At 64.3% G+C, this 25295-nt stretch carries 24 protein-coding genes; 19 read left to right on the top strand and 5 right to left on the bottom strand.

Features of this window, described 5'->3' with window-relative positions:
• Positions 1-16: 16 nt before the first annotated feature.
• The 4 genes from FJ940_RS25130 to FJ940_RS25115 all read left to right on the top strand — a co-directional run bounded on the left by FJ940_RS25130 (position 17) and on the right by FJ940_RS25115 (position 1949).
• On the top strand, positions 17-769 hold the full coding sequence (locus FJ940_RS25130; protein WP_140500961.1) for a GNAT family N-acetyltransferase: 753 nt from the start codon (positions 17-19) through the stop codon (positions 767-769).
• Positions 770-777: 8 nt separating this feature from the next.
• Positions 778-1200 (top strand): (deoxy)nucleoside triphosphate pyrophosphohydrolase, encoded by a 423-nt coding sequence (locus FJ940_RS25125; protein ID WP_140625586.1) that lies wholly within the window; start codon positions 778-780, stop codon positions 1198-1200.
• A 145-nt stretch (positions 1201-1345) separates the two neighbouring features.
• Entirely contained in the window at positions 1346-1660 is a 315-nt protein-coding gene (locus FJ940_RS25120) for a hypothetical protein (RefSeq protein WP_140658244.1), read from the top strand.
• A gap of 109 nt (positions 1661-1769) precedes the next feature.
• Positions 1770-1949 (top strand): Flp family type IVb pilin, encoded by a 180-nt coding sequence (locus tag FJ940_RS25115; protein WP_140500916.1) that lies wholly within the window; start codon positions 1770-1772, stop codon positions 1947-1949.
• A gap of 27 nt (positions 1950-1976) precedes the next feature.
• Here FJ940_RS25115 and FJ940_RS25110 read toward each other — a convergent pair whose 3' ends face one another.
• On the bottom strand, positions 1977-2849 hold the full coding sequence (locus tag FJ940_RS25110) for a methyltransferase domain-containing protein (protein ID WP_140513845.1): 873 nt from the start codon (positions 2847-2849) through the stop codon (positions 1977-1979).
• Positions 2850-2915: 66 nt separating this feature from the next.
• Between FJ940_RS25110 and FJ940_RS25105 the strand changes: the two genes are divergently transcribed.
• Genes FJ940_RS25105 through FJ940_RS25090 form a run of 4 tightly spaced genes read left to right on the top strand, consistent with a single transcriptional unit; the run spans position 2916 to position 5306 of the window.
• A complete protein-coding gene (locus tag FJ940_RS25105) occupies positions 2916-3716 on the top strand; it encodes a ComF family protein (RefSeq protein WP_140513940.1) in 801 nt (266 codons plus the stop codon).
• A 27-nt stretch (positions 3717-3743) separates the two neighbouring features.
• Positions 3744-4013 (top strand): glutaredoxin 3, encoded by a 270-nt coding sequence (gene grxC / locus FJ940_RS25100; protein ID WP_140513844.1) that lies wholly within the window; start codon positions 3744-3746, stop codon positions 4011-4013.
• Positions 4014-4023: 10 nt separating this feature from the next.
• Positions 4024-4884 carry a carbon-nitrogen hydrolase family protein gene (locus FJ940_RS25095; RefSeq protein WP_140658242.1) on the top strand — a complete coding sequence of 287 codons (861 nt, stop codon included), beginning with the start codon at positions 4024-4026 and terminating at the stop codon, positions 4882-4884.
• On the top strand, positions 4881-5306 hold the full coding sequence (locus FJ940_RS25090; protein ID WP_140500920.1) for a DUF1178 family protein: 426 nt from the start codon (positions 4881-4883) through the stop codon (positions 5304-5306). Before FJ940_RS25095 ends, FJ940_RS25090 begins: the two co-directional genes overlap by 4 nt.
• 4 nt (positions 5307-5310) lie before the next feature.
• On the opposite strand, the gene FJ940_RS25085 is transcribed toward FJ940_RS25090, so the two are convergent.
• Positions 5311-5796: a MarR family transcriptional regulator gene (locus FJ940_RS25085; RefSeq protein WP_140500921.1), complete on the bottom strand. Its 486-nt coding sequence runs from the start codon at positions 5794-5796 to the stop codon at positions 5311-5313.
• Positions 5797-5894: 98 nt separating this feature from the next.
• Here FJ940_RS25085 and FJ940_RS25080 point away from each other — a divergent pair, with 98 nt between their 5' ends.
• Entirely contained in the window at positions 5895-6809 is a 915-nt protein-coding gene (locus FJ940_RS25080; RefSeq protein WP_140513841.1) for a DMT family transporter, read from the top strand.
• A 6-nt stretch (positions 6810-6815) separates the two neighbouring features.
• On the opposite strand, the gene ubiG is transcribed toward FJ940_RS25080, so the two are convergent.
• The gene (ubiG, locus tag FJ940_RS25075; protein ID WP_140500923.1) at positions 6816-7565 is read right to left on the bottom strand and encodes a bifunctional 2-polyprenyl-6-hydroxyphenol methylase/3-demethylubiquinol 3-O-methyltransferase UbiG; all 750 of its coding nucleotides are present in this window, start codon (positions 7563-7565) and stop codon (positions 6816-6818) included.
• Positions 7566-7782: 217 nt separating this feature from the next.
• On the opposite strand from ubiG, the gene FJ940_RS25070 reads away from it, so the two are divergent.
• The 9 genes from FJ940_RS25070 (at position 7783) to FJ940_RS25030 (ending at position 20339) form a co-directional block, all read left to right on the top strand.
• Positions 7783-8349 (top strand): putative glycolipid-binding domain-containing protein, encoded by a 567-nt coding sequence (locus FJ940_RS25070; RefSeq protein WP_246671084.1) that lies wholly within the window; start codon positions 7783-7785, stop codon positions 8347-8349.
• A gap of 208 nt (positions 8350-8557) precedes the next feature.
• A complete protein-coding gene (locus tag FJ940_RS25065; RefSeq protein WP_140658240.1) occupies positions 8558-9811 on the top strand; it encodes an aspartate kinase in 1254 nt (417 codons plus the stop codon).
• Between the two features lie 80 nt (positions 9812-9891).
• On the top strand, positions 9892-12162 hold the full coding sequence (gene ptsP / locus FJ940_RS25060; protein WP_140525455.1) for a phosphoenolpyruvate--protein phosphotransferase: 2271 nt from the start codon (positions 9892-9894) through the stop codon (positions 12160-12162).
• Positions 12163-12172: 10 nt separating this feature from the next.
• Positions 12173-13252, top strand: coding sequence for a peptide chain release factor 1 (gene prfA / locus FJ940_RS25055; protein ID WP_140500926.1), 1080 nt, complete (start codon positions 12173-12175; stop codon positions 13250-13252).
• Complete coding sequence (prmC, locus tag FJ940_RS25050; RefSeq protein WP_140500927.1) at positions 13245-14117, top strand: peptide chain release factor N(5)-glutamine methyltransferase; 873 nt, start codon at positions 13245-13247, stop codon at positions 14115-14117. Before prfA ends, prmC begins: the two co-directional genes overlap by 8 nt.
• A 304-nt stretch (positions 14118-14421) precedes the next feature.
• A complete protein-coding gene (locus FJ940_RS25045; RefSeq protein ID WP_140658238.1) occupies positions 14422-15348 on the top strand; it encodes a DUF4167 domain-containing protein in 927 nt (308 codons plus the stop codon).
• Positions 15349-15567: 219 nt separating this feature from the next.
• Complete coding sequence (gene clpB / locus FJ940_RS25040; protein ID WP_140500939.1) at positions 15568-18174, top strand: ATP-dependent chaperone ClpB; 2607 nt, start codon at positions 15568-15570, stop codon at positions 18172-18174.
• 61 nt (positions 18175-18235) lie between these two features.
• Complete coding sequence (locus FJ940_RS25035) at positions 18236-18595, top strand: MmcQ/YjbR family DNA-binding protein (RefSeq protein ID WP_140500941.1); 360 nt, start codon at positions 18236-18238, stop codon at positions 18593-18595.
• A gap of 256 nt (positions 18596-18851) precedes the next feature.
• Positions 18852-20339: a L,D-transpeptidase family protein gene (locus tag FJ940_RS25030; protein ID WP_140525458.1), complete on the top strand. Its 1488-nt coding sequence runs from the start codon at positions 18852-18854 to the stop codon at positions 20337-20339.
• A 113-nt stretch (positions 20340-20452) separates the two neighbouring features.
• Here the strand turns inward: FJ940_RS25030 and FJ940_RS25025 are convergent, their stop codons facing one another.
• Positions 20453-21085, bottom strand: coding sequence for a TMEM175 family protein (locus tag FJ940_RS25025; RefSeq protein ID WP_140513832.1), 633 nt, complete (start codon positions 21083-21085; stop codon positions 20453-20455).
• A 184-nt stretch (positions 21086-21269) separates the two neighbouring features.
• Here FJ940_RS25025 and FJ940_RS25020 point away from each other — a divergent pair, with 184 nt between their 5' ends.
• Positions 21270-22823 (top strand): MFS transporter, encoded by a 1554-nt coding sequence (locus FJ940_RS25020; RefSeq protein WP_140658236.1) that lies wholly within the window; start codon positions 21270-21272, stop codon positions 22821-22823.
• Positions 22824-22840: 17 nt separating this feature from the next.
• Here FJ940_RS25020 and FJ940_RS25015 read toward each other — a convergent pair whose 3' ends face one another.
• Positions 22841-24811, bottom strand: a complete 1971-nt coding sequence (locus tag FJ940_RS25015) for a M23 family metallopeptidase (protein WP_181168324.1) — start codon at positions 24809-24811, stop codon at positions 22841-22843.
• Between the last annotated feature and the right edge of the window lie 484 nt (positions 24812-25295).

Genomic DNA, 25295 nt, shown 5'->3' with positions numbered 1-25295 from the left:
CAAACATCCGGCCAGCATGCTGGCGACAGTGCGCCGCTATGAGGCGGCCGGGTTCCGCGCCTGGCCCGCGGCGGCAGTCCATTATGACGGCACCTGGGTGGTGCGGCTGACGGCCGGACATCCGGCCAAGCGGCTGAATTCGGTCAATCCGCTCGATCCCGGCGACACCCAGCACATCGCCGACCGCATCGGCCGCGCCAGCCGTCGTTTCGATGCCTATGGCAGGCCGCTGACCTTCCGCATGTCGCCGCTATCGGGTCCGGATCTCGCCAGCCATCTCGACCGCGAGGGTTGGAGCCGGTTCGACGAATCGCTGGTGATGCGGCTGCCGCTGGCCGATGCCCAGCTCGATGCCGCCATGGACCAGATCCCGTTGAAGGACATCAGCCGCTTCATCGGCGCGTCGCTCAAGGTCAGCGGCTCGGACGCGTCGCTGCGGCCAGGCCTGTCGGAGATCATCGGCGCCATCCAGCCCGAGGCCGGGCTGTTCGCGCTCGAGGCTGGAGCGGAACCACTGGCCACGCTGATCTGCGTCCATGACGGCGATCTCGCCGGCCTGTTCGAGGTCGCCACCGACAAGTCGGCACGCAACAAGGGCCACGGCCGCAACCTGATCCTGTCGGCGCTGAAATGGGCGCGGCTGCGCGGCGCGCGGGAAGCCTGGCTGCAGGTCGAGGCCGGCAATGTGCCGGCGCTGGCGCTCTATCATTCGCTCGGCTTCGACGAGGTCTATCGCTACCACTACCGCCGGCCGCCTGTTCATGGGTGAAATCGGGCATGAATGATGTGACGATCGCCGGCAAGCGCCTGCTCCTGGTCGCCGCCTGCGCCCTGGTCGACGCCGACGGGCGCGTGCTCCTGGCGCAGCGGCCCGAGGGCAAGCAGCTTGCCGGGCTCTGGGAGTTTCCCGGCGGCAAGGTCGAGCCCGGCGAGACGCCGGAGCAATGCCTTATCCGCGAACTCTATGAGGAGATCGCGATCGAGACCGACATCCCGTGCCTGGCACCGCTCACCTTCGCCAGCCATAGCTACGACGATTTCCATCTTTTGATGCCGCTTTTCATCTGCCGCCGCTTTCGCGGCATCGCCCAGCCGAAGGAGGGGCAGGCGCTGAAATGGGTGCGGCCCAGGCAGATGCGCGACTACCCGATGCCGCCGGCCGACGCTCCGCTGATCCCGTTCCTGATCGACCTCCTGTAGGCGAACAGAACCGCTAGCGGCCTGTGGCTGAGCGGAGCTGCGGGGCGCATAAGCCAGCATTAATGGAAGATTTATCTCATCATGAAAAATTGATGCAAGGCTGCCTCGTCGCGGCCGTGCCGGCGATTTTCTGGGGAGCGACAGCATGAGCCTAGACAGGGATTGGGATTCGATCCGGCCCGACCGCAGTTTTCGCGCCGCGGATGCGGGCATGGGCGTGCTGCGCGTCACGCTGCTGTTCGGGTCGGCCGCGGTGGCGCTGGCCCTGATCGCAACGCCCTTCCTCGAGAGCCAGGCGCGCTCGCAATCGGCTCGGAATTTTGCCAGCGGTCTCGACATGACTGCCACTGGTTCGATTACTCGTCGCGATACCTATACGGTGCGCCGCAGCGTGCTTCAGCCGCAGCCCGATTCGGTCTGCATCATCCGATCCGACGGCCGGACCAGCGGCGACTGCTGATCGGGTCCAAGACATTTTCAGAGGCGGCGGTTTCATCGCCTATTAAGCCTGTGCCGTTAACCTTTCTTAACAGGTCGGCGGTATGGTTCCGGCAAGAGGGATCGACGTGATGAAAACAGTGCTGCTGCGTTTCCTGAACGATGAAAAGGGCGCCACGGCCGTCGAATACGGCTTGATCGTCGCCGTACTGTCGCTGACGATCGTCGGCGGCATCAGCCAGGTCTTCAACGCGATCACCTGGCTGTTCAGCGACAATGGCAGCAGGCTTGCCAACGCTTTCGCACCCTGATCTGGCTGTCCGCGTCCGCGGACACTGTCATTGCCCCTTGGGCTGCTCCAACACAGTCTTCAGCGAGATCTTGGCCGAACCCGGCTTGAGCGGCTTTTGCTGCGATGCATCGGGCGCCCAGCCGGACATCCAGACCATCGAAAAGCTTGCGCGGATGCGGCCGTCGGGATCCGAAAACCGCTCGGCGTAGATTTGCGCGGCGCGGGCGAACAGCTGGCGTGTGCCCGGCCGCCGGCTGCGATCGGCAAGCGCGCTGGTTTCGCCCATGGCGCGCAAATCGGCCATCAGGTTGAAAAGACTGTCATAGCGCACCGTCACCGTCTCGACATCGGCGACCGGCAGAGCGAGGCCGGCGCGCTGCAGCAGCGCTCCCGCGTCGCGAACGTCGGTGAACGGAATGACGCGCGGGCTGGCGCCGCCGTGAAGCTCGGTCTCGGCCGCCAGCAGGCTTTCACGCAATTCGCCAAGCGTGCCGGCGCCGGCGAAGGCGCCGAGGAAAAGCCCGTCCGGACGCAGCGCACGGCGGATCTGCACCAGCATGCCGGGAATGTCGTTCATGGCCTGCAGCGACAGGAGCGACACCGCCAGGTCGAGGCTTTGCGGCTCGAAGGGCACGGTTTCCAGCGGCGCGACCATGCCGGCGGAATTGCCCAGGAAAGCCGTATCCGCCTCGACACGGACGATGTCCGCCACCTTGCCGCTCGCGGCGAGGATGTCGGCTGCGGCCGACGTCTGGCAAAACAGCACCGCTGCCTTGCTAAACCTGCGCTCCACGGCACCCAGCCGGTCGGCAAGATCGTCGGCACTGCGCCGCATCAGGAAGTCCGCGCCGCCGACCGGATGATCGAGCGCGCGCTGCTTGTGCGCCAGCCACAGTGAGGTGTCCATTATCGGCAGCAAACGGGCAGATCCTTTGTTTGTCCATTCCCCGATGGAGTTGATATAGTGGCGCACAGCACCCACCACGTGGCCGATCCCATGCCCAAGATCAAGCCTCTGGACATCAGGAACCTTGCACGGTCGGCGGCGAACTGGCCGGCGCGCATCCTGTTCCCGCCTGTCTGCGCCGGCTGCCGCAGGCATGTCTCGCAGCCCGGCGTTCTGTGCGGCGCCTGCTGGCCGAAACTGCGCCTCCTGGAGCGGCCCTGGTGCCCGGTGATGGGCACGCCGTTCACCCACCATATGGGTGAGGGCTTTCTGTCGGCCGAGGCGATCGCCGATCCGCCGCCCTTCGAGCGGGCGCGGGCGGCCGTCGCCTATTCCGGCGTCGCCCGCCAGATGGTGCAGGGGCTGAAATACCAGGATCGCACCGACCTGGCGCCGTGGATGGCGCGTTGGATGCTGCGCGCCGGCGCCGACCTCATTGCCGAGGCGGATGTGGTGGTGCCGGTCCCGCTGCACTGGCGTCGCTTCTTCAGGCGGCGGTTCAACCAGTCAGCGGAATTGGCGAGGGCGGTCTGCGAGCTCAGCGGCCTGTCTTTCGCACCCTCGGCCATGCGGCGTGTCAAGCTCACGCGCCAGCAGGTCGGGCTGGAGCGCAAGGACCGCGAGGACAACGTGCGGGCCGCCTTTCGCGTGCCTGCCGAAGCGGAAATCGAGATCGCCGGCCGCCGCGTGCTTTTGATCGACGACGTCTACACCACGGGTGCCACGGTTCGCGCCGCCAGCAAGGCGCTGAAAAAAGCAGGGGCCGGCGCCGTCGATGTGCTGACCTTCGCACGCGTGCTGCCGGGGGACTTTCGGGCCGACGAGTCCACGACTATATAAGTCGGCAACAAACAGTGGAAATTCGTCATGGTCGACGTCACCATCTATACACGCATGATGTGCGGCTACTGCACGGCCGCCAAGCGGCTGCTCGAGCGCAAGGGCGTCGCCTATACGGAGCATGACGCGTCGTTTTCGCCGGAACTGCGCCAGGAGATGATTTCCCGCGCCCATGGCCGCACGACCTTTCCGCAGATTTTCGTCGGCGACACGCATGTCGGCGGTTGCGACGACCTCCACGAGCTGGAGGCGCAAGGCCGGCTGGACAAGTTGCTCGCCAATGGTTCGACGAATTGAGGATATGACGATGGGTGTTTTCAAGGCGGCCGCGATCCAGATGCGTTCGGGCGAGAGGCCAGAGCGCAACGCAACTGATCTCGAGCGGCTGGTGCGCGAGGCAGCCGGCCAGGGGGCCACCTACATCCAGACACCGGAAATGACCGGAGCGCTGGTGCGTGACAAGAAGGCCGCGTCTTTTACCTCAGAGGACAAGGACATCATCGTCGGGACCGCCCGCCGACTGGCCCGCGAACTTGGCGTCCACCTGCATATCGGCTCGACCGCCATCCTGCGCGCCGACGGCAAGCTCGCCAACCGGGCGCTGCTGTTCGGTCCGGACGGCGCCACGCTCGCCTCCTATGACAAGATCCATATGTTCGACGTCGATCTCGACAATGGCGAGAGCTGGCGCGAATCCGCGACCTACGAGCCCGGCACGGAGGCGGTCGTCACGACCATCGAAGGCGCCAAGCTGGGCTTTGCCGTCTGTTATGACCTGCGGTTTCCGCAACTGTTCCGCGCCGAGGCGCTAGCCGGCGCCGACCTGCTTTCCGTGCCCGCCGCCTTCACCCGCCAAACCGGCGAGGCGCATTGGCACGTGCTGCTCAGGGCCCGCGCCATCGAGAACGGCGCCTATGTCGTGGCCGCTGCGCAAGGCGGCCTTCACGAGGACGGCCGCGAAACCTATGGCCATTCGCTGATCGTCGATCCGTGGGGCCGCGTCATCGCGGAGGCGGCGCACAATGAGCCGGCGGTGATCGTCGCCGAGATCGACCCGGCGCAGTCGCTGGCGGCGCGCAAGAAGATCCCCAATCTGAAAAATGCGCGGGATTTCGCTGTCAATGCCGGTTCGTCCGAGACATCGCGTCTCAGGGGAGCGGCCTCTTGATCCGCTTCTCCCTGATCTGCGAAAACGAGCACGAGTTCGAGGGCTGGTTCCGCAGCAATGACGATTTCGACACGCAAAAGAAGCGTGGCTTCGTCGATTGCCCGAGCTGCGGCTCGCACAAGGTGGAGAAAGCCCTGATGGCGCCGGCCGTGTCGACGGCGCGCAAGCAGGAAACGATAGCGCTCGCCATGGGCGAGGCGCAGAAGCAGGCGCTGGCGCAACTGAAGGCAATGGCCGAGAAGGTTCGCGAGAATGCCGATTACGTCGGCGACAAATTCGCCGAGGAAGCGCGCAAGATCCATTTCGGCGAGACCGACCCGCGCGGCATCTATGGCGAGGCGACGCTGGAGGAGGCCAAGAGCCTGGCCGAGGACGGCGTCGAGTTCATGCCGATCCCGGTGTTTCCGGAGGATCGGAACTGAGCGGTCAGCTTACGCTGCCGATCAATTTTTCAAGCAGGCGCGAAAGCGTTTCCCGTTCGGCTTGCGTCAGGCCGGAAAGAATCTCGTGCTCGTTGGCGACGTGGGCAGCAATGGCCTCGTCGATCAAAGCGAGGCCTTTTTCAGTCAGCCGCACGACGATGCCGCGCCGGTCGTTGGGATGCGGACCACGCACGATCAACCCTGAGGTTTCGAGCCGGTCGAGCCGGTTGGTCATGGCGCCCGAGGTCACCATCGTCGCCTCGTAAAGGGCGGTCGGGGTCAGCGCGTAGGGCGCGCCCGAGCGGCGCAACGTGGCCAGCACGTCGAATTCGCCGGCCTGCAATCCATAGCGCGCAAACAACGGCGCGAGGCGCTCGCGGGCAATCAGCGAGGATGCTTCATTCAACCGCCCGATCACGCCCATCGGCGAGACGTCAAGGTCCGGCCTCTCCCTGTTCCATTGTTCGATCGCCTTTGCCGCCCTGTCCATCTATTCTGCCATGTATCTTGACGTTAAGAATCTTTTCGTTATCTTATCGGAAAATGAAGTGGCGGCCAAGTGCCGGCGACGATGACGAGGACCATCAGATGAAATTTCTCTGGGATTCGGCGCTTGGCCTGCTGGTCGTGACGGGCGCCCTGCTTGGCCTGACGCTGCCGTTCGGCAAGCTTGCGACCGCCGCCGGCGTTCCGGCCATGGTCTGGGCCTTCGTCATCTCGCTCGGTGCCGGCGGCGTGCTGTTGCTGGCTCTCCTGCTGCGTGGCGAGCGCATCAAGCTTACGGCGCGCAAGCTGCGCTATTTCTTCGTCACGGCGGCGGTGTCCTATGCCTTTCCCAACCTCTTGATGTTTTCGGCCATCCCGCATCTCGGCGCGGGATATACGGGCATCATGTTCACGCTATCGCCGGTGATCACGCTCGTGTTCTCGATCTTGCTTGGCGTTCGGCGCCCCAACCTGCTCGGCGTCATCGGCATTGCGGTCGGCTTCATCGGTGCGGTCATGGTCGCGCTTACACGCGGCGAAGCTGGCCAACCGGCCGATTATTTCTGGGTAACGATCGGATTGCTGATCCCGGTCAGCCTTGCCGCGGGCAACATCTACCGCACCGTCGACTGGCCCGAAGGAACCGGCCCGATCGAGCTTGCCGTGGGCAGCCATCTGGCGTCGGCGACCTTGCTTCTCCTCGGCATCCTGACGCTTTTCGGCTGGCAAGCGTTTGTTCCGCTGGGCGCGGTACCGCCTGTGGTCGTCGCGCAGATGGCGTCGGCTTCGGCAATGTTTGCCTTCTTCTTCCGGCTGCAGGCGGTGGGCGGCCCGGTCTATCTCAGCCAGATCGGCTATGTGGCGGCGGCCGTCGGGCTGTTCGCGGGCACGATCTTCCTCGGCGAGCACTATCAACTGCTGACCTGGGCAGGCGCTGTCATCATCACGGCCGGCGTGTTTATCACCACCAAGGCGCAAAGCGGGACCAGCGCGAGGGCGCAGAGTCAGGCGGCGTGAGCCGGTTCAGACCGTGCCCTTTTCCGCCAGCACCATATAGTTGACGTCCATGTCTTTCGACCGCTGCCAGCGGTCGGCGAGCGGGTGGTAGACGACGCCGGTGCGGTCGATGACGGTCAGGCCGGCGCCGCCGAGCGCCTTTTCCAGCTCTTCCGGGCGCACCAGCTTGCCGAACTGATGAGTGCCGCGCGGCAGCCAGCGCAGCACATATTCGGCGCCGATGATGGCCAGCCCTAGCGCCTTCAGCGTGCGGTTGATCGTGGCCACGAACATGATGCCGCCGGGCTTGACCATCTCGCCGCATTTGGCGACGAACAGGTCGATGTCGGCGACATGCTCGACCACTTCCATATTGAGGATAACGTCGAATTTTTCGCCGGCGTCGGCCAGGTCCTCGGCCGTGGTGGCGCGGTAGTCGATCGGCACGCCGACTTCGGCGGCGTGCAATTTGGCCACTTCGATATTGGTGGCGGAAGCATCGGCGCCGACCACTTCGGCGCCAAGCCGCGCCATCGGCTCGCACAGCAGGCCGCCGCCGCAACCGATGTCGAGAAAGCGCAGGCCCTCGAATGGCCGTGCCGCGCGCGGATCGCGGCCGAAGCGCGTTGCCACCTGGTCGCGTATGTAGGCAAGCCGGATGGGGTTGAACTTGTGCAGCGGCCGGAACTTGCCGTTTGGGTTCCACCATTCGGCGGCAAGGGCGGAAAAGCGCTCCACTTCTCCGGCATCGATCGTCGATCGTCGGGGCTCTGGCATCGATTGGTCTCCTCGGACGCTAGCAAGTCGGGCGTGGGGGAGGGAAAGTCAAGGCTGCATTTTCGCCTGCTGACAGTGCGAGGCCGGCACCGCCGACAAGCGCCCTGTATTGCCGGCGGCGCTCTGTCAGGACGTGTCAGCTCAGGGCATCTCGGCCGAAACAAAATCGCGGCGGTGTGCGAAAAAGGGAAGATCGTGTTGAAAAAAGGAGATGGCCGTGGCTCAGACCGCATCGATCCTTTGGCGCAGGCTCGACTTTGAAGGTCACGATTCCTGCATGCTCTCGCAGCGGCCCAGTGGGCACGGCCTGAAGGGGCAGGCCATCTTCCTGCAAGACGACAGGCCGTGTTGCATCGCCTACGAGGTGGATTGCGATGCCGGCTGGCACACGCGCTCGGCACGGGTCGAGGGCTTTCTCGGCCCGCAAGAGCTTTCCCTGGGGATCGAACGCCGCGCCGACGGCTCCTGGGCGCTGAATGGCGAGCCGCAGCCGGAGGTGGCCGGCCTGATAGACGTCGATCTCGGCTTCACGCCGGCTTCGAACCTCCTGGCGATCCGCCGGTTCGCGCTCGCCGTCGGCGAAGCGACGCCCGCGCCGGCCGCCTATCTGGCCTTTCCCGAGCTCAGAATGATGCGGCTCGAGCAGACCTATCGGCGCCTCGACGCGGCCCGCTACGCCTATGCCGCGCCGGCATTCGGCTATGAGGCGGTTCTGGAGGTCTCTCCACTCGGCTTCGTGCTCGACTATCCACATTTGTGGAAAAGCATCGTGCGCCTGGGCTGACGCCCGTCGCCGTGTGAGCCTTGCCGGTTGGGCCCTGCGCAAAATGAAGTTACCGTTCAGCCCGCGCGGCGCTCTTCTTATGAGCCGTCGCTTGCGAAGCCTGGATGTTTTGGCTAAGGAGGCCGCGCATTCAGCGGCCGGCGCCAGCCGGGCGCTTTCCTCGGTTTTTCGGCGCAGAGCCGGCTTCAGTCAAAGGCATTTCGCTTCCATGGCGCGCATCGTGATGAAATTCGGCGGAACCTCCGTCGCCGACATCGCCCGCATCCGCAATGTGGCGCGTCACGTCAAACGGGAGGTCGATGCCGGCCACGAGGTGGCGGTGGTGGTCTCGGCGATGGCCGGCAAGACCAACGAACTGGTCGGCTGGACGCGCGAGGCCTCGCCGATGCACGACGCGCGCGAATATGATGCCGTGGTTGCGTCCGGCGAGCAGGTGACGGCAGGCCTCCTGGCGATCACCTTGCAGAACATGGGCGTGCACGCCCGCTCCTGGCAGGGCTGGCAGATCCCGATCAAGACCGACAACGCGCATGGCGCGGCACGCATCCTCGATATCGACGGCGCTTTCCTGATCAAGCGCTTCGGCGAGGGCCAGGTGGCCGTCATCGCAGGTTTCCAGGGCATCGGACCGGACAACCGCATCGCAACGCTTGGTCGTGGCGGCTCCGACACCAGCGCGGTGGCGATCGCGGCCTCCGTCAAAGCCGACCGCTGCGACATCTATACCGACGTCGACGGCGTCTACACCACCGATCCGCGCATCGAGCCGAAGGCGCGGCGGCTGGCCAAGATATCGTTCGAGGAAATGCTTGAAATGGCCTCGCTCGGCGCCAAGGTTCTGCAGGTGCGTTCGGTCGAGCTTGCCATGGTGCACAGGGTGCGTACCTTCGTGCGGTCGTCCTTCGACGATCCCGACGCGCCCGGAATGGGGGATTTGCTCAATCCGCCCGGAACGCTTATTTGCGACGAGGAAGAGATCGTGGAACAGCAGGTCGTCACCGGAATTGCCTATGCCAAGGACGAGGCGCAGATTTCGCTGCGCCGTGTCGGCGACCGACCGGGCGTTGCCGCCGGCATTTTCGGGCCGCTGGCCGAGGCCAACATCAACGTAGACATGATCGTCCAGAACATTTCCGAGGACGGCAAGCTTACCGACATGACCTTCACGGTGCCCTCCGGAGACGTGGACAAAGCGCTGGCCGTGCTCGACCGGCTGAAGGCCGATGTCGGCTATGACGTCGTGCAGTCGGAAGCCGGCATGTCGAAGGTCTCGGTCATCGGCATCGGCATGAGAAGCCATGCCGGCGTTGCCGCCACCGCCTTCAAGGCGCTGGCCGACAAGGCGATCAACATCCGCGCCATCACCACCTCCGAGATCAAGATTTCGATACTGATCGACGGTCCTTACACGGAACTCGCGGTTCGCACTTTGCATTCCGTCTACGGTCTGGATAAGCAGTAGCAGACTGAATCAGTTGTTGCGTGCGTGCCGGCGGCGGCCGAAACTGCGCCGGCAAGAAGCCTATTGGAGAAGAAGCCGCGATGCGTGACCCGGCCAGTGGCCCGCGCGTTCTGCTGAAACGGCTCCGCGAGCTCATGCAGGAGCCGCTGGAGCCGCAGGAGCGGCTCGACCGCATCGTGCGCGACATCGCCTCCAACATGGTCGCCGAAGTGTGCTCGCTCTATGTGCTGCGCGCCGATTCCGTGCTCGAACTCTACGCCACCGAAGGCCTGAACCCGAACGCGGTGCACCTGGCGCAGCTCAGGCTGGGGCAAGGCCTGGTCGGCACGATTGCCGCCAGCGCGCGGCCGCTCAACCTGTCCAATGCGCAGGAACATCCGGCCTTCGCCTACCTGCCGGAAACCGGGGAAGAGATCTACAATTCCTTCCTCGGCGTGCCGGTGCTCAGGGCAGGGCGCACGCTGGGCGTGCTGGTGGTGCAAAACAAGACCATGCGCCATTACCGCGACGACGAGGTCGAGGCGCTGGAAACCACCGCGATGGTGATCGCCGAGATGATCGCCACCGGCGATCTGGCGCGGCTGACGCGGCCCGGCCTCGAGCTCGATCTGCGCCGCCCGGTCAGCTTCACCGGCCTGTCCTTCAACGAGGGCGTCGGGCTCGGTCATGTCGTGCTGCACGAGCCGCGCATCGTCGTCACCAACCTGTTCAACGAGGACAGCGAAGAGGAAGTCCGCCGGCTCGAGGCATCGCTCGGTTCGCTCAGGCTTTCCATCGACGACATGCTCGAGCGCCGCGACGTCGCCTTCGAGGGCGAGCATCGCCAGGTGCTGGAAGCCTACCGCATGTTCGCCAACGACCGCGGTTGGGTCCGGCGGCTGGAAGAGGCGATCCGCAACGGCCTGACGGCGGAAGCTGCGGTCGAAAAAGTGCAGAGCGACATGCGCGCCCGCATGCTGCACATGACCGATCCTTATCTGCGCGAGCGGATGAGCGATTTCGACGACCTCGCCAACCGGCTTCTGCGCCAGCTGATGGGACGCGGGCCTGATGATGTCGCGGCCTCGCTGCCGAAGGATGCCATCATCGTCGCCCGCTCGATGGGCGCCGCCGAACTGCTCGACTATCCCCGGGACAAATTGCGCGGGCTGGTGCTCGAGGATGGCGCGGCCACCAGCCACGTCGTCATCGTCGCGCGCGCCATGGGCATTCCCGTCGCCGGGCAGATGAAGGGCGCCGTTTCCATGGCGGAAAACGGCGATGCCATCATCGTCGACGGCGAGGAAGGCGCGATCCATCTTCGTCCGCAGTCGGATCTCGAAGCCGCCTATGCCGAAAAGGTGCGGTTCCGGGCGCGCCGGCAGGAAGTCTACCGCGAACTGCGCAAGAAGCCGTCGGTGACCAAGGATGGCGTTGCGGTCGACCTTTTGATGAATGCCGGGCTTGCCGTCGACCTGCCGCAACTGGCCGAGTCGGGTGCCGCCGGGATCGGCCTGTTCCGCACCGAATTGCAGTTCATGGTCGCCTCGACCTTTCCCCGTGCCGAGGCGCAGGAGCGGCTCTACCGCGACGTGCTCGATGCCGCGCGCGGCAAGCCGGTGACCTTCCGCACCATCGACATCGGCGGCGACAAGGTGCTGCCCTATTTCAAAGGCGCCATCCAGGAAGAGAACCCGGCGCTCGGCTGGCGGGCGATCCGCCTGACGCTGGACCGTCCGGGATTGCTGCGCACCCAGATCCGCGCCCTGCTGAAAGCCTGCGGCGGGCGGGAGCTCAAGCTGATGCTGCCGATGGTCACCGAGCTCGGCGAGATCGCCCAGGCGCGCGAAATCATCGACCGCGAGGTGCGGCATCTGTCGCGCTTTGCCCATCATTTGCCGACCAGCCTCAAGCTCGGGGCAATGTTGGAGGTGCCGTCCCTCCTGTTCCAGCTTGACGAGTTGATGAAGGCGGTCGACTTCGTCTCGGTCGGCTCGAACGACCTGTTCCAGTTCGTGATGGCGGTCGACCGCGGCAACACGCAGCTTTCCGATCGCTTCGACACGTTGTCGACGCCGTTCCTGCGGGTGCTCAAGACCATCGCCGATGCCGGCGCCCGCAACCACACGCCCGTCACACTCTGCGGCGAACTCGCCGGCAAGCCGATCTCGGCAATGGCGCTGGTCGGCCTCGGTTTCCGTTCTATCTCGATGTCGCCCGCTTCGATCGGTCCGGTCAAGGCGATGCTGACCGAATTGCCGCTGGAGGCGTTGAAAGCGTTCTTCGACGACAATCTGATGGCGCCGGCCCAGGGGCTGCCGATGCGGGCGCTGCTGCAGGCCTTTGCCGACGACCGCTCAATTCCGTTATAGCACCTTTGCAATGATCTCCCTTCCCCGCGACCGCATGGATCAAGTCGTCAAGCGTTTCGAAATGCTCGAAGCGCAGATGTCGGCCGGCCCGGCGCCGGATGCCTATGTTAAGATGGCATCGGAATATGCCGAGCTCCAGGAGATGGTTGCCAAGGTCAGAGCCTTGCGCTCGGCCGAGCAGGAGCAGGCCGATCTCGAGGCGATGCTCGCCGACAAGGGCACCGATGCCGAGATGCGGGCTCTCGCCGAGGCCGACCTGCCAGAGGTCGATGAGCGCATCGAAGCGTTGCAGAAGGACATCCAGATCCTGCTCTTGCCCAGGGATGCGGCCGATGACAAGAACGCCATCCTGGAAATCCGCGCCGGCACCGGCGGCGACGAGGCAGCATTGTTCGCCGGCGACCTGTTTCGCATGTATGAGCGCTATGCCGCTTCGCGTGGCTGGCGGTTCGAGACGGTATCGGCCAGCGAGGGCGATGCCGGCGGCTATAAGGAAATCATCGCCACGGTTTCCGGCAAGGGGGTTTTCGCGCATCTGAAATTCGAGTCCGGCGTCCACCGGGTGCAGCGCGTGCCCGCGACCGAGGCCAGCGGACGCATTCACACCTCGGCGGCGACGGTAGCCGTGCTGCCGGAGGCGGAGGAAGTCGACATCGACATCCGGGCCGAAGACATCCGCATCGACACGATGCGCGCGTCGGGCTCGGGCGGCCAGCACGTCAACACCACCGATTCGGCAGTGCGCATCACCCATTTGCCGACCGGCATCATGGTGGTGCAGGCGGAGAAATCGCAGCACCAGAACCGGGCCAAGGCCATGCAGATCCTGCGGGCCCGGCTCTACGACCTGGAACGCAGCAAGGCCGATGAGGAGCGCTCGGAATCGCGCAAGTCGCAGGTCGGCTCCGGCGACCGCTCGGAACGCATCCGCACCTACAATTTTCCGCAAGGCCGCGTCACCGATCATCGCATCAACCTGACGCTCTACAAGCTCGACCGGGTGATGATGGGCGAACTCGACGAAGTCATCGACGCTCTGATCGCCGATCACCAGTCGAAGCTGCTCGCCGATATCGGTCTTGATGGCTGATCCTTTGCCCCAGGCGCTGGGGCCGCTGCTGCGGGCAGCGCGAGCGCGCTTGGCGGCGGTCGATAATCCGGCGCTCGATGCAAGACTGATCGTGGAGCACTTTTCAGGTACGACCCGCACGCAGGCCATTGCCGATCCCGAACATGCGGTCGATGCCGCCGCTCTTGTCCAGATCGACCGCGCCTTGAGGCGCCGCGCGGGCGGCGAGCCCGTGCACCGCATCCTGGGCTATCGGGAGTTCTACGGGTTGCGGCTGTCGCTGTCGCCGGAAACGCTGGAGCCGCGGCCCGACACCGAAACGCTGGTCGAGGCCATACTGCCCTTTGTCAGGGCAACCGTCATGCGCGAGGGCGAGTGCCGCATCCTCGATCTGGGAACCGGCAGCGGAGCCATCGCGCTGGCGCTGCTCAGCGCCGTGCCGGCAGCGATTGCCACCGGGGTCGACTTCTCGGAAGGGGCGTTGAGGACGGCAACGCGCAATGCCGCGCAATTGGGGCTTGGCGACCGGTTCACGGCGCTGCTGTCCGACTGGTTTGAAAAAGTTTCTGGTCGATACCATGTAATTGTCGCAAACCCTCCCTATATACGATCGGAGGACATCGGAAATCTGCAGGATGAAGTCCGGGATTTCGACCCGCGCCTGGCCCTGGATGGCGGCGCGGATGGGTTGGCCCCTTACAGGGTCATCGCCGCTGAGGCGGCTAAGTTTCTAGAAGCCGGAAGCAGGATTGCGGTCGAGATCGGCTACACACAGCACATCGAGGTCACCGCTATATTTCGCTCGTCCGGCTATGCGGTCGCTGGTGCGTTCGGCGACCTCGGCGGAAACGACAGGGTTCTTGTCTTTCAACGGGGAAAGCCTTGACGCAGTGCGAAAAAAACCGCTTGGCAATGCCGGGGAATGCGGCTAGGGTCGCGTTAACCGGATGAGACGAAGCAGGCAGTGCTCTTAGCGATTCGGTTTTCCTTGGAAATAGCTGCCTTCTTGCGCAAACGACGCCCAAGCTTCGTGCGGGAATCGTCCGGCAAGTGATGTAACCGGAACAGGATGGCACGTGGCGCCAACGCAATTGATGCGGGCGAACGCCGGTGAAGAAACGAAACGGCTGGCTGCATGAGCGCCACCGTTCGTGAAGAGTTTTCGAAAATTTCAATATGAAGAGAGTCGAATGAGGCCACAACAGCAGAACAGGCGCATGCGCGGTCGCAACAACAATGGCGGCGGCGGCAACAACAACAATAACAACAACCGCAAGGGGCCAAATCCCCTGACGCGCAACTACGAGAGCAACGGCCCGGACGTGAAGATCCGTGGGTCTGCTCAGCAGATCGCTGAAAAGTACGCCACCCTTGCCCGTGATGCGCAAAGCTCCGGCGACCGGGTGATGGCGGAGAACTATCTCCAGCACGCCGAGCACTATAATCGCATCATTGCCGCCGCGCAGGCGCAGATGCCGATCCAGAACGTCCAGCAGAATCGCGACGAATTCGACGATGATGGCGATGAGGATCGCGACGAGTTCGACAATGCCGGCAACGCCGGCAACAACGTTGCGGATGCGCCGGTTCCGGTGATCAACCACGGCGCGGGTCCGCAGCCGGTTATCGAAGGCATGCCGGCCGAAGTCGCGCTGAACCGGGAAAACGGCCGCGATCGTGATAATAATGGCGGGCGCAACAGTGGCGGCCGCGACAATAATGGCGGACGCCATCGCGACCGCCGCCCCAATGGCGGCTATGGCCAGAACAGCCAGCGCGGCGATTATGGTTCGTCCGCCGAGCAGGGTGCCCAGCAGCAGCGCAACGAGACGGCCGAACAGGCCGAGGTCGCCACGCCAGCCGAATCCGCCGCGCCGGTCGAGCAGGCGGCGCCGCTGTTCGAGAACCTGTCGCCGGCCGGGCTCGCAGCCCAGGCCGAACTCAATGAGACGGCCGCGGAGACTAGTCCCAGCCGTCGTCCGAGGCGTCCGCGCCGCCCGCGCGGCAATGCCGACCAGATCACCAGCGGCAACGACAATGCCGACGCTGGCGAGGTGGTCGCGGCGCCGACGGACAATGGCAACGCCGACACCGCGGTCGCCGACATCGACAACTGAGCGGCGACGCTTCCATGCATTGAACGGCGGAGAGAAATCTCCGCCGTTTTCGTTTTGCGCGGCCGTGGAATATTATGCTTTCGCAGCCATCGAGACGTCTTGAGGGTTCGCGGGTTGCGCACCATATCAGCCTCAACTGGATCCGGCTCTCACGGGCGGGTCCGTCACCGCAAACTGATCCGGTGCCGCAAAGCGGGCCGGTGATGGAAGGAGACAGGTATGAATCTCGAGAAATACTCGGAGCGCGTGCGCGGCTTCATCCAATCCGCGCAAACCATGGCGCTCTCGCGCAACCACCAGCAATTCACCCCCGAACATATCCTGAAAGTGCTCGTCGATGACGACGAGGGTCTGGCTGCGTCGCTCATCGAGCGCGCCGGCGGCAGCGTCCGCGACGTCAAGCTCGGCATCGAGACGGCACTCGAAGCGATGCCCAAGGTGGAGGGCGGCAACGGCCAGCTCTATCTGGCACAGCCGTTGGCCAAGGTGTTTTCGACGGCCGAGGAACTGGCCAAGAAGGCCGGCGACAGCTTCGTCACGGTCGAAAGGCTGCTGACCGCGCTGGCGGTCGAGAAATCGGCCAAGACATCAGACATACTGGCCAAGGCCGGCGTTACCGCGCAGGCGCTCAACCAGGTGATCAACGATGTCCGCAAGGGCCGCACCGCCGATTCGGCGAATGCCGAACAGGGCTATGACGCGCTGAAGAAATACGCGCGCGATCTCACCGCCGATGCCCGCGCCGGCAAGCTCGATCCGGTCATCGGCCGCGACGACGAGATCCGCCGCACCATCCAGGTGCTGTCGCGCCGCACCAAGAACAATCCGGTGCTGATCGGCGAGCCGGGCGTCGGCAAGACGGCGATTGCAGAAGGCCTGGCGCTGCGTATCGTCAATGGCGACGTGCCGGAATCGCTGAAGGACAAGCAGCTGATGGCGCTCGACATGGGCGCGCTGATCGCCGGCGCCAAATATCGCGGTGAGTTCGAGGAGCGGCTGAAGGCCGTGCTTTCCGAGGTCACTGCCGCTGCCGGCGGGATCATCCTGTTCATCGACGAGATGCACACCCTGGTCGGCGCCGGCAAGGCGGACGGCGCCATGGATGCGTCCAACCTTCTGAAGCCGGCGCTGGCGCGCGGCGAACTGCACTGCGTCGGCGCCACCACTCTCGACGAATACCGCAAGCATGTGGAGAAGGATGCCGCACTCGCCCGCCGCTTCCAGCCGGTCTTCGTCGAGGAGCCGACGGTGGAGGACACGGTCTCCATCCTGCGCGGCCTGAAGGAGAAATACGAACAGCACCACAAGGTGCGCATTTCCGATTCGGCGCTGGTCGCGGCGGCGACGCTGTCCAACCGCTACATCGCCGACCGGTTCCTGCCGGACAAGGCGATCGACCTCGTCGACGAAGCCGCTTCGAGGCTTCGCATGCAGGTCGATTCCAAGCCCGAAGCGCTGGACGAGATCGACCGCCGCATCATGCAGCTCAAGATCGAGCGCGAAGCGCTGAAGGTCGAGAAGGACGAAGCTTCGAAGGACAGGCTTGCCCGGCTCGAGAAGGACCTCGCCAGCCTCGAGGAGGAATCGACCGAGATGACCTCGAAGTGGCAGGCCGAGAAGCAGAAGCTCGGGCTCGCCGCCGACCTCAAGAAGCAGCTTGACGAGGCGCGCAACGAACTGGCCATCGCCCAGCGCAAGGGCGAGTTCCAGCGCGCCGGCGAGCTTGCCTATGGCAAGATCCCGGAACTGGAAAAGAAGCTGAAGGAAGCCGAGGCCCAGGACGGCAAGGCCGGCATGGTCGAGGAAGTGGTCACGCCCGATCATGTCGCCCACATCGTCTCGCGCTGGACCGGAATTCCGGTCGACAAGATGCTGGAAGGCGAGCGCGACAAGCTGTTGCGCATGGAAGACGAGATCGGCAAGCGCGTCGTCGGCCAGGGCGAGGCGGTGCAAGCTGTTTCCAAGGCAGTGCGGCGCGCTCGCGCCGGCCTGCAGGATCCGAACCGGCCGATCGGCTCGTTCATGTTCCTCGGCCCGACCGGCGTTGGCAAGACCGAACTGACCAAGGCGCTGGCGAACTTCCTGTTCGACGACGAGAGCGCGATGGTGCGCATCGACATGTCGGAGTTCATGGAGAAGCATTCGGTTGCCCGATTGATCGGCGCGCCTCCCGGCTATGTCGGTTATGAGGAAGGCGGCGCGCTGACCGAAGCGGTGCGGCGCCGGCCCTATCAGGTCGTGCTGTTCGACGAGATCGAGAAAGCGCATCCCGACGTGTTCAACGTGCTCCTGCAGGTGCTCGACGACGGCCGGCTCACCGATGGGCAGGGCCGCACGGTTGACTTCCGCAACACGCTGATCATCATGACGTCGAACCTCGGCGCCGAATACCTGGTCAATCTCGGCGAGGACCAGGATGTCGACCAGGTTCGCGACGAGGTGATGAACGTCGTCAAGGCGTCGTTCCGGCCGGAGTTCCTCAACCGCGTCGACGAGGTGATCCTGTTCCATCGGCTGCGCCGGCAGGATATGGGCCGCATCGTCGAAATCCAGCTCAAGCGGCTGGAAAACCTGCTGGTCGACCGCAAGATCACGCTGTCACTGGACCAGGAGGCGATCGACTGGCTGGCATCCAAGGGTTACGACCCCGCCTATGGCGCGCGGCCGTTAAAGCGGGTGATGCAGAAAGACCTGCAGGATCCGCTGGCGGAGAAGATCCTGCTCGGCGAGATCCTCGACGGCTCGACCGTCAAGGTGACCGCCGGCTCCGACCGGCTGAATTTCCGTTCGAAGCCGACGGTCGTCGCGACCGAAGCGGCAGCCTGATTGAACGCCGCGCGCCCAGGACGGGCGCGCGGCTTTTTCGCGTCTTTCGGCAGGAGCACGCATGACGCTGGACGACTATAACGGCTTCTGCGCCTCGCTGCCCGCCACATCGCATGTCGTCCAGTGGGGCGGCGCCCATGTCTGGAAGGTCGGCGCCAAGGTCTTTGCCATCGGCGGCTGGAGCGAGGGCCGCGACCCTTTCATTACCTTCAAATGCTCCGACATTGCCTATGATGTGCTGAAGGAGCAGCCCGGCTTGCGGCCCGCACCCTACCTTGCCTCGCGCGGCATGAAATGGATCCAGCGCCAGACAAGCCAGAGCATGGATGATGGCGCGCTGAAGGATTATCTGCGCGAGAGCCATCGTCTTGTCGCCCTGAAGTTGACGAAGCAGGCGCGAAAGGAACTGGGACTTGCCTGAGGCTAAAACGCGTCACGCTCGACGGATTCAGGCGACGCGCTTTAGCTTTTTGTTCTATGCATATCTTTCGCCCCAAACCGGGCCGCTTTTGGATGATATGCATTTAGCTGATATTCGTCGAGGCGCCGGAAAACCGCCATCTTCATGCCCGGTTCATATTGGAACCTTATGGTCGGGCGGTGGTTCGCTGGCGAAGGACTCGCTACGCGCGAAAGCCGCCGGCGACGGCAATTACGGACCGGAGAGTTTGCCCACGATGTTGCGGACGATCTTCACCCTTTCGGCACTTGCGGCCGGACTGGCGTTTTCAAGCGCGTTCGCCGCGCCGACCGAGGACGCTTCGCCGCGGGTCGTCCGCCCCGCTGACGGCGGCATCCTGCTGGCCCAGGACGGCAATCTCGACATCTATTACGACGCCAGGGGCAACCGCGTCATCGTCGATGCGGACACGGGCAAGGTCATCGCCATCCAACCGCCGCAGACCAGGCTCGACCGACGCGCGCTGCGCCGCGAGACACGGCTGCGCGAACTCGGCCGCGTTCCCGCCGACGACGACCGCTACTATCTCGACGATCCGGAAGACATGGCACGCTTCCGCCGCAGGCAGATGGAAGACGAAGGCCGGGTCATCGCGCCGCCCGTCCAGGAATATGATCCCTATGGCGACAATTCCGTCGAGGCCTACCCGCCGGCCCCCGGCGGCGACGGCGTCTACGACAACTATCCGGAAGCGCCCCAGCCGGCAACGCCGCCCTCCATCAAGCGCCAGCCGCTGAACGAGGCCTCGATAGAGCCGGTCGAGCCCACGGCTCCCGCCGCGCAGCCGGCGCCCGCAGAGGAGGCGGGATTACCGCCGAAAGCAGGCGGCAAGACTGTGGTCGACCCGTCGCTTTCGCTCGGAGCACGCCAGGATGTCGCGGCTCTGCAGGTGCTGCTTGATCGCGGCGGCGCTTCGCCTGGCGTCATCGACGGGCGCTTCGGTTCGAATGTCGACAAGGCGCTGGCTGCCTACAACCAGATCACCGGCAGCAATCTGCGATCGACCGACGCCGTCGGCATCCAGGCGGCCCTTGCACAATCGGGCGGCGATGCCTTGGCCAACTACACGATCACGCCGGAGGATGCGGCCGGTCCCTATGTTGCGTCGATCCCGGAAGATTACAGCCAGAAGGCGCAGCTCGACCGCATGGGCTATACGTCGGTCACGGAAGCGCTTGCCGAGCGCTTCCACATGGACGAGAACTATCTCAAGGCGCTCAACCCGGAGGCCAATTTCAACCGTCCCGGAACGATCATCAAGGTTGCCAATTTCGGCAGACTGGTGTCGTCGCCGGTGGCTCGTATCGTCGCCGACAAGGGCAAGAAAGAGGTCTTTGCCTATGATACGGCGGGCAAGCTGGTCGCGGCCTATCCCGCCACCATCGGCTCGTCCGACACGCCGTCGCCGTCCGGCATTCATGCCGTGTCCCGTGTCGCGCTCGATCCGAACTACACTTACAACCCCAACATCAATTTTAAACAGGGCGAGAACAATAAGGTCCTGACCATTCCGCCCGGCCCGAATGGCCCTGTCGGCTCGGTGTGGATCGCGTTGGACAAGCCGACCTACGGCATCCATGGCACGCCGGATCCCTCGAAGATCGGCAAGACCGAAAGCCATGGTTGCGTGCGACTAACCAATTGGGATGCCCGCGAGCTGGCCAAGCTGGTTTCGCCCGGCGTGACGGTGGAATTCGTCGACTGAGACGATGCGGCGTTCGTCGCTGGTTAGAGCGGTTCAGTGTTCGATGGACTTCCGAGCCGCTCCAGCGCTGCGCGCTTTTCCCGGGAAACCGCCACGTTTTTCCTGGAATTGCTCTACCCGATTATCCTGCGCAACCATTTCGCGCTCGGTGTCGCGGCATAAATCAGCTGCACCATGAGAATGAAGCCGACGCTGAGCAGCGGGGTGACCAGACAGAGCAGGGCGCCGACCGCCCACAGAAGCTGCGCCTTGACGATGCGCAGGTAGACCGTGCGTTTCGTTTCGACGTCGACATCATCCGCCAGAAGGCCATTTTTCTCCGCATAGCGCCAGCTGGCGATCAGGGTGACGCCGAGCATCAGCAGATTGAGCCAATAGACGGCGACCGCGGTTCTGAATTCGAGGAAGTCGGCCAGAAGATCGGTCGAGAACGGCAGCAGGGCGATAAAGGCGAGAAAGCACAAATTGAGCGTTGCCAGCCGCCTGTCGGATCTGGTGATCAACCCATGCTGCGCCTGCTGGCCGAACCAGAAGATGGTCAGCGTCAGGAAGGAAAGCGCATAGGTCAGGAAGCGCGGCGCCAACGCCAGGACGGCGTCGAGGAGATCGCCTTCGGAATGGATCGCCTCGTGCGTCGGTACACGAATCTCCAGAACGATCAGGGTCAGCGCGATGGCGAAGACGCCGTCGGTCAGCCCGACGACGCGGTGGAGCCCGGACTGGGATGGTTCGAGCGGTCGCTTCATCGATTTTCTCCCCCTGTCTGATCGGCTCCCGTCCGATGCCGCGTGAAAGCTTAGCATGCCGGCGCTTGTTTGCACCTGCGTGGGCCGGCACCTGCCAACGCGGCCAGGTGGCTGCGCAGCTGGTTTCAACCACCGGGACCGCTGGCTGGTTGTTGCGGGCGCGCCGCGGGTTTATGCAGGTTGCATGCATTCACCGAGCAAAGCCGCTGCCGTCCCGCCGCCGACCGCCAACGGTACGTTCTGCCCGCAGTCGCAGCGGCGCTATGTGCTGATCGCCGCGATCCTGGCTTCAGCGCTTGGTTTCATCGACGGTTCGATCCTTGCCATCGCCACGCCGGCAATCCGCGTCGATCTCGGCGCCAGCCTGGCGCAAGCGCAGTGGATATCCAATGCCTACGCGCTGACGCTTTCGGCGCTCATCCTTGCCGGCGGTGCTGCGGGCGACCGCTTCGGCCTGCGCCGCGCCTTCGTCGCCGGCATCGCGCTGTTCATCGCCGCTTCATTGGCCTGCGCGCTGGCGCCCAATCCGGCGGTGCTGATCGCGTTTCGTGCAATCCAGGGCGTCGGCGCGGCGATCATGGTGCCGGGCAGCCTTGCCATCATCGCCAAGGCCTATCCGAAAAAGGAGCGCGGCCGCGCAATCGGCATCTGGGCCGCCGCTTCGGCGCTGACCACGGCACTCGGTCCGGTGCTGGGCGGTTTCGTGCTGTCGACCCTCGGCAATGGAATCTGGCGTGCGATATTTGCCATCAACCTGCCGCTTGGGCTGGTTTCGATCTACCTGCTGCTCGCCAAGATCCCGGCGGATCGGCCGACCGAAAAGCGCAGCCTCGATCTTGGCGGCGCGGCGCTGGCGACACTGGCCTTCGGGTTGCTGGCCTACGGGCTGACGGCGATGAACGCGGAGGCTGCCGGATTCATGTCGGGTTCGGCAATCGTTGCCGGCGTGGTCCTGCTTTTCGTCTTCATTTTCTACGAGCGCCGGCAGCGCGAGCCGATGATCGATCTCAATCTGTTTCGCATCGGCGCCTTCGCCGGCGCCAATCTCGCGACCTTCTTCCTCTATTTCGCGCTGTCGGCCAATCTTTTCTACCTGCCCATGCTTTTGATCGCCGGCTGGGGGCTGAGCACGGCCGAGGTCGGCTTCATCTTCCTGCCGCTGTCTGCATTGATCGCACTGCTGTCTGGGCCTGTCGGCCAGTGGTCCGACCGGATCGGACCGCGTTTTCCGATCGCCAGCGGCAGTCTGGTGGTTGCCTTCGCCTTCGCCGGGCTTGGCTTGTTGACGCATGCCGGTATCCACAATTTCTGGACCGGAACATTTCCGCTGATGGCGCTGATGGGGTTCGGCATGGCGCTGGTGGTGTCGCCGCTGTCGACGGCGATCATGACGGCGGTGGAAGACAAGGATACGGGCGCGGCCTCCGGTATCAACAATGCCGTCTCGCGCATAGGCGGCCTGATTGCGGTTGCGGCTATGGGGTCGCTTGCCGCCTGGGTCTACGCGAAGGCCCTGGATGGCAGCGCCTTGCCCGGCGTGCCGGGGTTCGGTGAACCGGCGACGACCGGACTGGCCCCGGTTGTCGACGCCGCACGGCTTGCCGCCAGCGACGCCGCATTCTCGGCTGTTTCCTTTGTAACGGCGCTGCTTTGCCTGCTTTCGGCTGTCATCGCCTGGATGACGATTTCAGGCGAATCATTGCCATGGCGCCGGCCCGCCGAAAACCCTCGCGACTGACGGGTGGATCGAAGGAACTATCCTTCGATCTTGGCGCTCGCGACCTTCAGCGAATCACTGTCTTCCTGCTTCAGCAGGTCGTCGATGCGCTCGCGTTCACGCTTGAAGGCGACAAGGTCCTCGCCCTTCAACACCTTGCCGACGGGCAGGCGGACGCGCATCGGATCGACCTTGGTGCCATTGACGATCAGCTCGTAGTGAAGATGCGGGCCGGTGGCGAGGCCGGTCTGGCCGAGATAGCCGATGGTCTGGCCTTGTCGGACGTGAACGCCCGGTTCGATGCCTTTGGCAAAAGCGCTCTGGTGATTGTAGGAGGTCTCATAGCCGTTGGCATGGCGAATGATGATCTGCTTGCCATAGCCGCCGGCCCAGCCGACCTTCTCGATGACGCCATTGCCCGCGGCGATGATCGGCGTGCCGATGGGGGCTGCCCAGTCGACGCCGGTATGCATGCGGACATAGCCGAGGATCGGGTGCCTGCGCGCGCCAAAGCCGGAGCGGAACTTTCCGGCCGGCAACGGATTGCGCAGCAGGAACTGCTGGGCGCTCGAGCCGTCCTCGTCGAAATAATCCGTGCTGCCGTCCTGCATCTGAAAACGGTAGAAATTGCGCGTCTGCCCGCCGAAGGTCGCCGAGACGTAAAGCAGTTCGGAATTGTCCGAGGTCTGGTCGTCGCCGTCGGGCTGCGAGAATAGCACTTCGAGACGGTCGGCCGGATTGAGGCGGGACTGGAAGTCGACATCGGAAGCCAACAGCTTGATGAGCCGCTGCGTCATGGCCTTGGACATGCCGTAGGAATAGGCGGCGCGGTAGATGCCGTCATAGACGTTGGGCAGGTTGCCGCGCACCACCACTGGCGCCGACGAATCATCGAACGCCGTCAGCAACTCCGGATTGGGCTCCGGTTCCTGCGCCGGCACATACTGGCCGCGATCGTCGAGCGCTATGGTGACGATATGCTGGGTCCGATCGTAGACGCTGGTGCGCACGACCTTGGCGGCGTCGCCATGGACCTCGAGACCAACACGCAGCACGGTTCCAGCCTTGAGCGCCGGGGCGTTCAAGAGCTTGGTGATCGCCTCGGCCATGCCGGCGGCGTCCTCGCCCGTATAGCCCGAATCTGCGAAGGCTTCCGTGATGGCGAGATCCTTGGTGAAAGGGATGATTTCCTCGGCGAAGGCCGGTGCCTGGTCATCGGCGTTGGCACGTGGCGCGACCGAAACGTTCTCCGGCACGATCCTGACGTCGTAGGAGCCGGCCATGCTCTCGGCAAAGGCCTCGCCAAATCGCTGCGGGTCGACATAGTGGAGCGAAGCGACCTGGACGGCGCCGTCGCTGAGATCGGTGCCGGCCTCGCGCACTACCTTTTCCACCTCATCGGCGGAAAGGTCGCTCTTTTCATCGAAGGAAGCCGTTTCAATGGGGAAGTCGACGGTCTTCAGGCTCATTTCGCTTTCGACCTTGGTGCCGTAGATCTGGCCCGGCGCAGCGGCGGCCGTCGCCGGTTGCGCCGATGCGTCGTCACCGTCGTCGCCGAACACCTGCATCGGATCGAAGGGCGGGTAGGGCCGGTTGGTAGTATGGCCGGCGGCCAGCGCCATCTTGATCTGCACGAAAGGCATGGTGTGGATGACATCGCGGTCGCCGACCTTGGTAACCATCGACACTTCCATGCGTCGACGGTCCTTGGCCTTGGCGATCTGGCGCGGCGCCACCAGCCTGGTGGTCTTGGCCATCTCGCCCGAATCGCCATTGCCGGCAAGGCCGATCAGTTCGGCGATCTCGGGTGGCGTCGCCAGTTGCTGGCGCCCGTCGAGGGCGGCGAACAGCGCCACGCCCATCAGCACGCTTGAGGTCACGCCGGTCAAGAATGTCCCCGACAGCCAGCGCGCGGAAACCTCGCGCCGGTCGGGTGGGCCACTGCGGCCGTCCGCGATAAGCGGCGGCTCGTTGCCGAGTTCGGCTATGACATCTTCCGTATCTGGCATCCAGAAAGGCTGCTTTTTCCCCGGGCGGAACGGCTTGTCGCTTTTGTTGTGGCCATGACATTTGCCTGTCACGGCAGGTTAAGTCAACGAAGCCTCGGGCCCCGGTCGAATTCCCCTCGCGCGCTTCTCTTATAGAGCGCTCTGCAAAGAGGGCGGCGTTTCCCTCTCTCGAGGGCTCATCGCACACCTCTATATGAGGCTCTTAAAAGAGGCACCGCGCCGCTGCGCTGCGCCCGCTTTGTTGGTTCTGGTGTCGAACGGCAATGCGGCGGCAATAGGGCTCCTTCGTGGCTGGATACTCCTTAGCGTCCTGTTCCCCAACGGCAGCCGGCTATCGACAAATCGGGCCTGAAATTTCTGTCGCAAAAAATTCAAAAACTTCTTGGATCGGTGTTGACAGTTTGTCGGGGTGGCGACTATATACGCCTCACGAACGAGGGCGGTGCGCCGCTGGCGACGAAGAAGTTTGCTTCTAAGACTGCCC

It is taken from the genome of Mesorhizobium sp. B2-3-7 (assembly GCF_006442695.1).
Lineage (GTDB): Bacteria > Pseudomonadota > Alphaproteobacteria > Rhizobiales > Rhizobiaceae > Mesorhizobium.
This window is presented reverse-complemented; position numbering and strand designations above follow the sequence as displayed.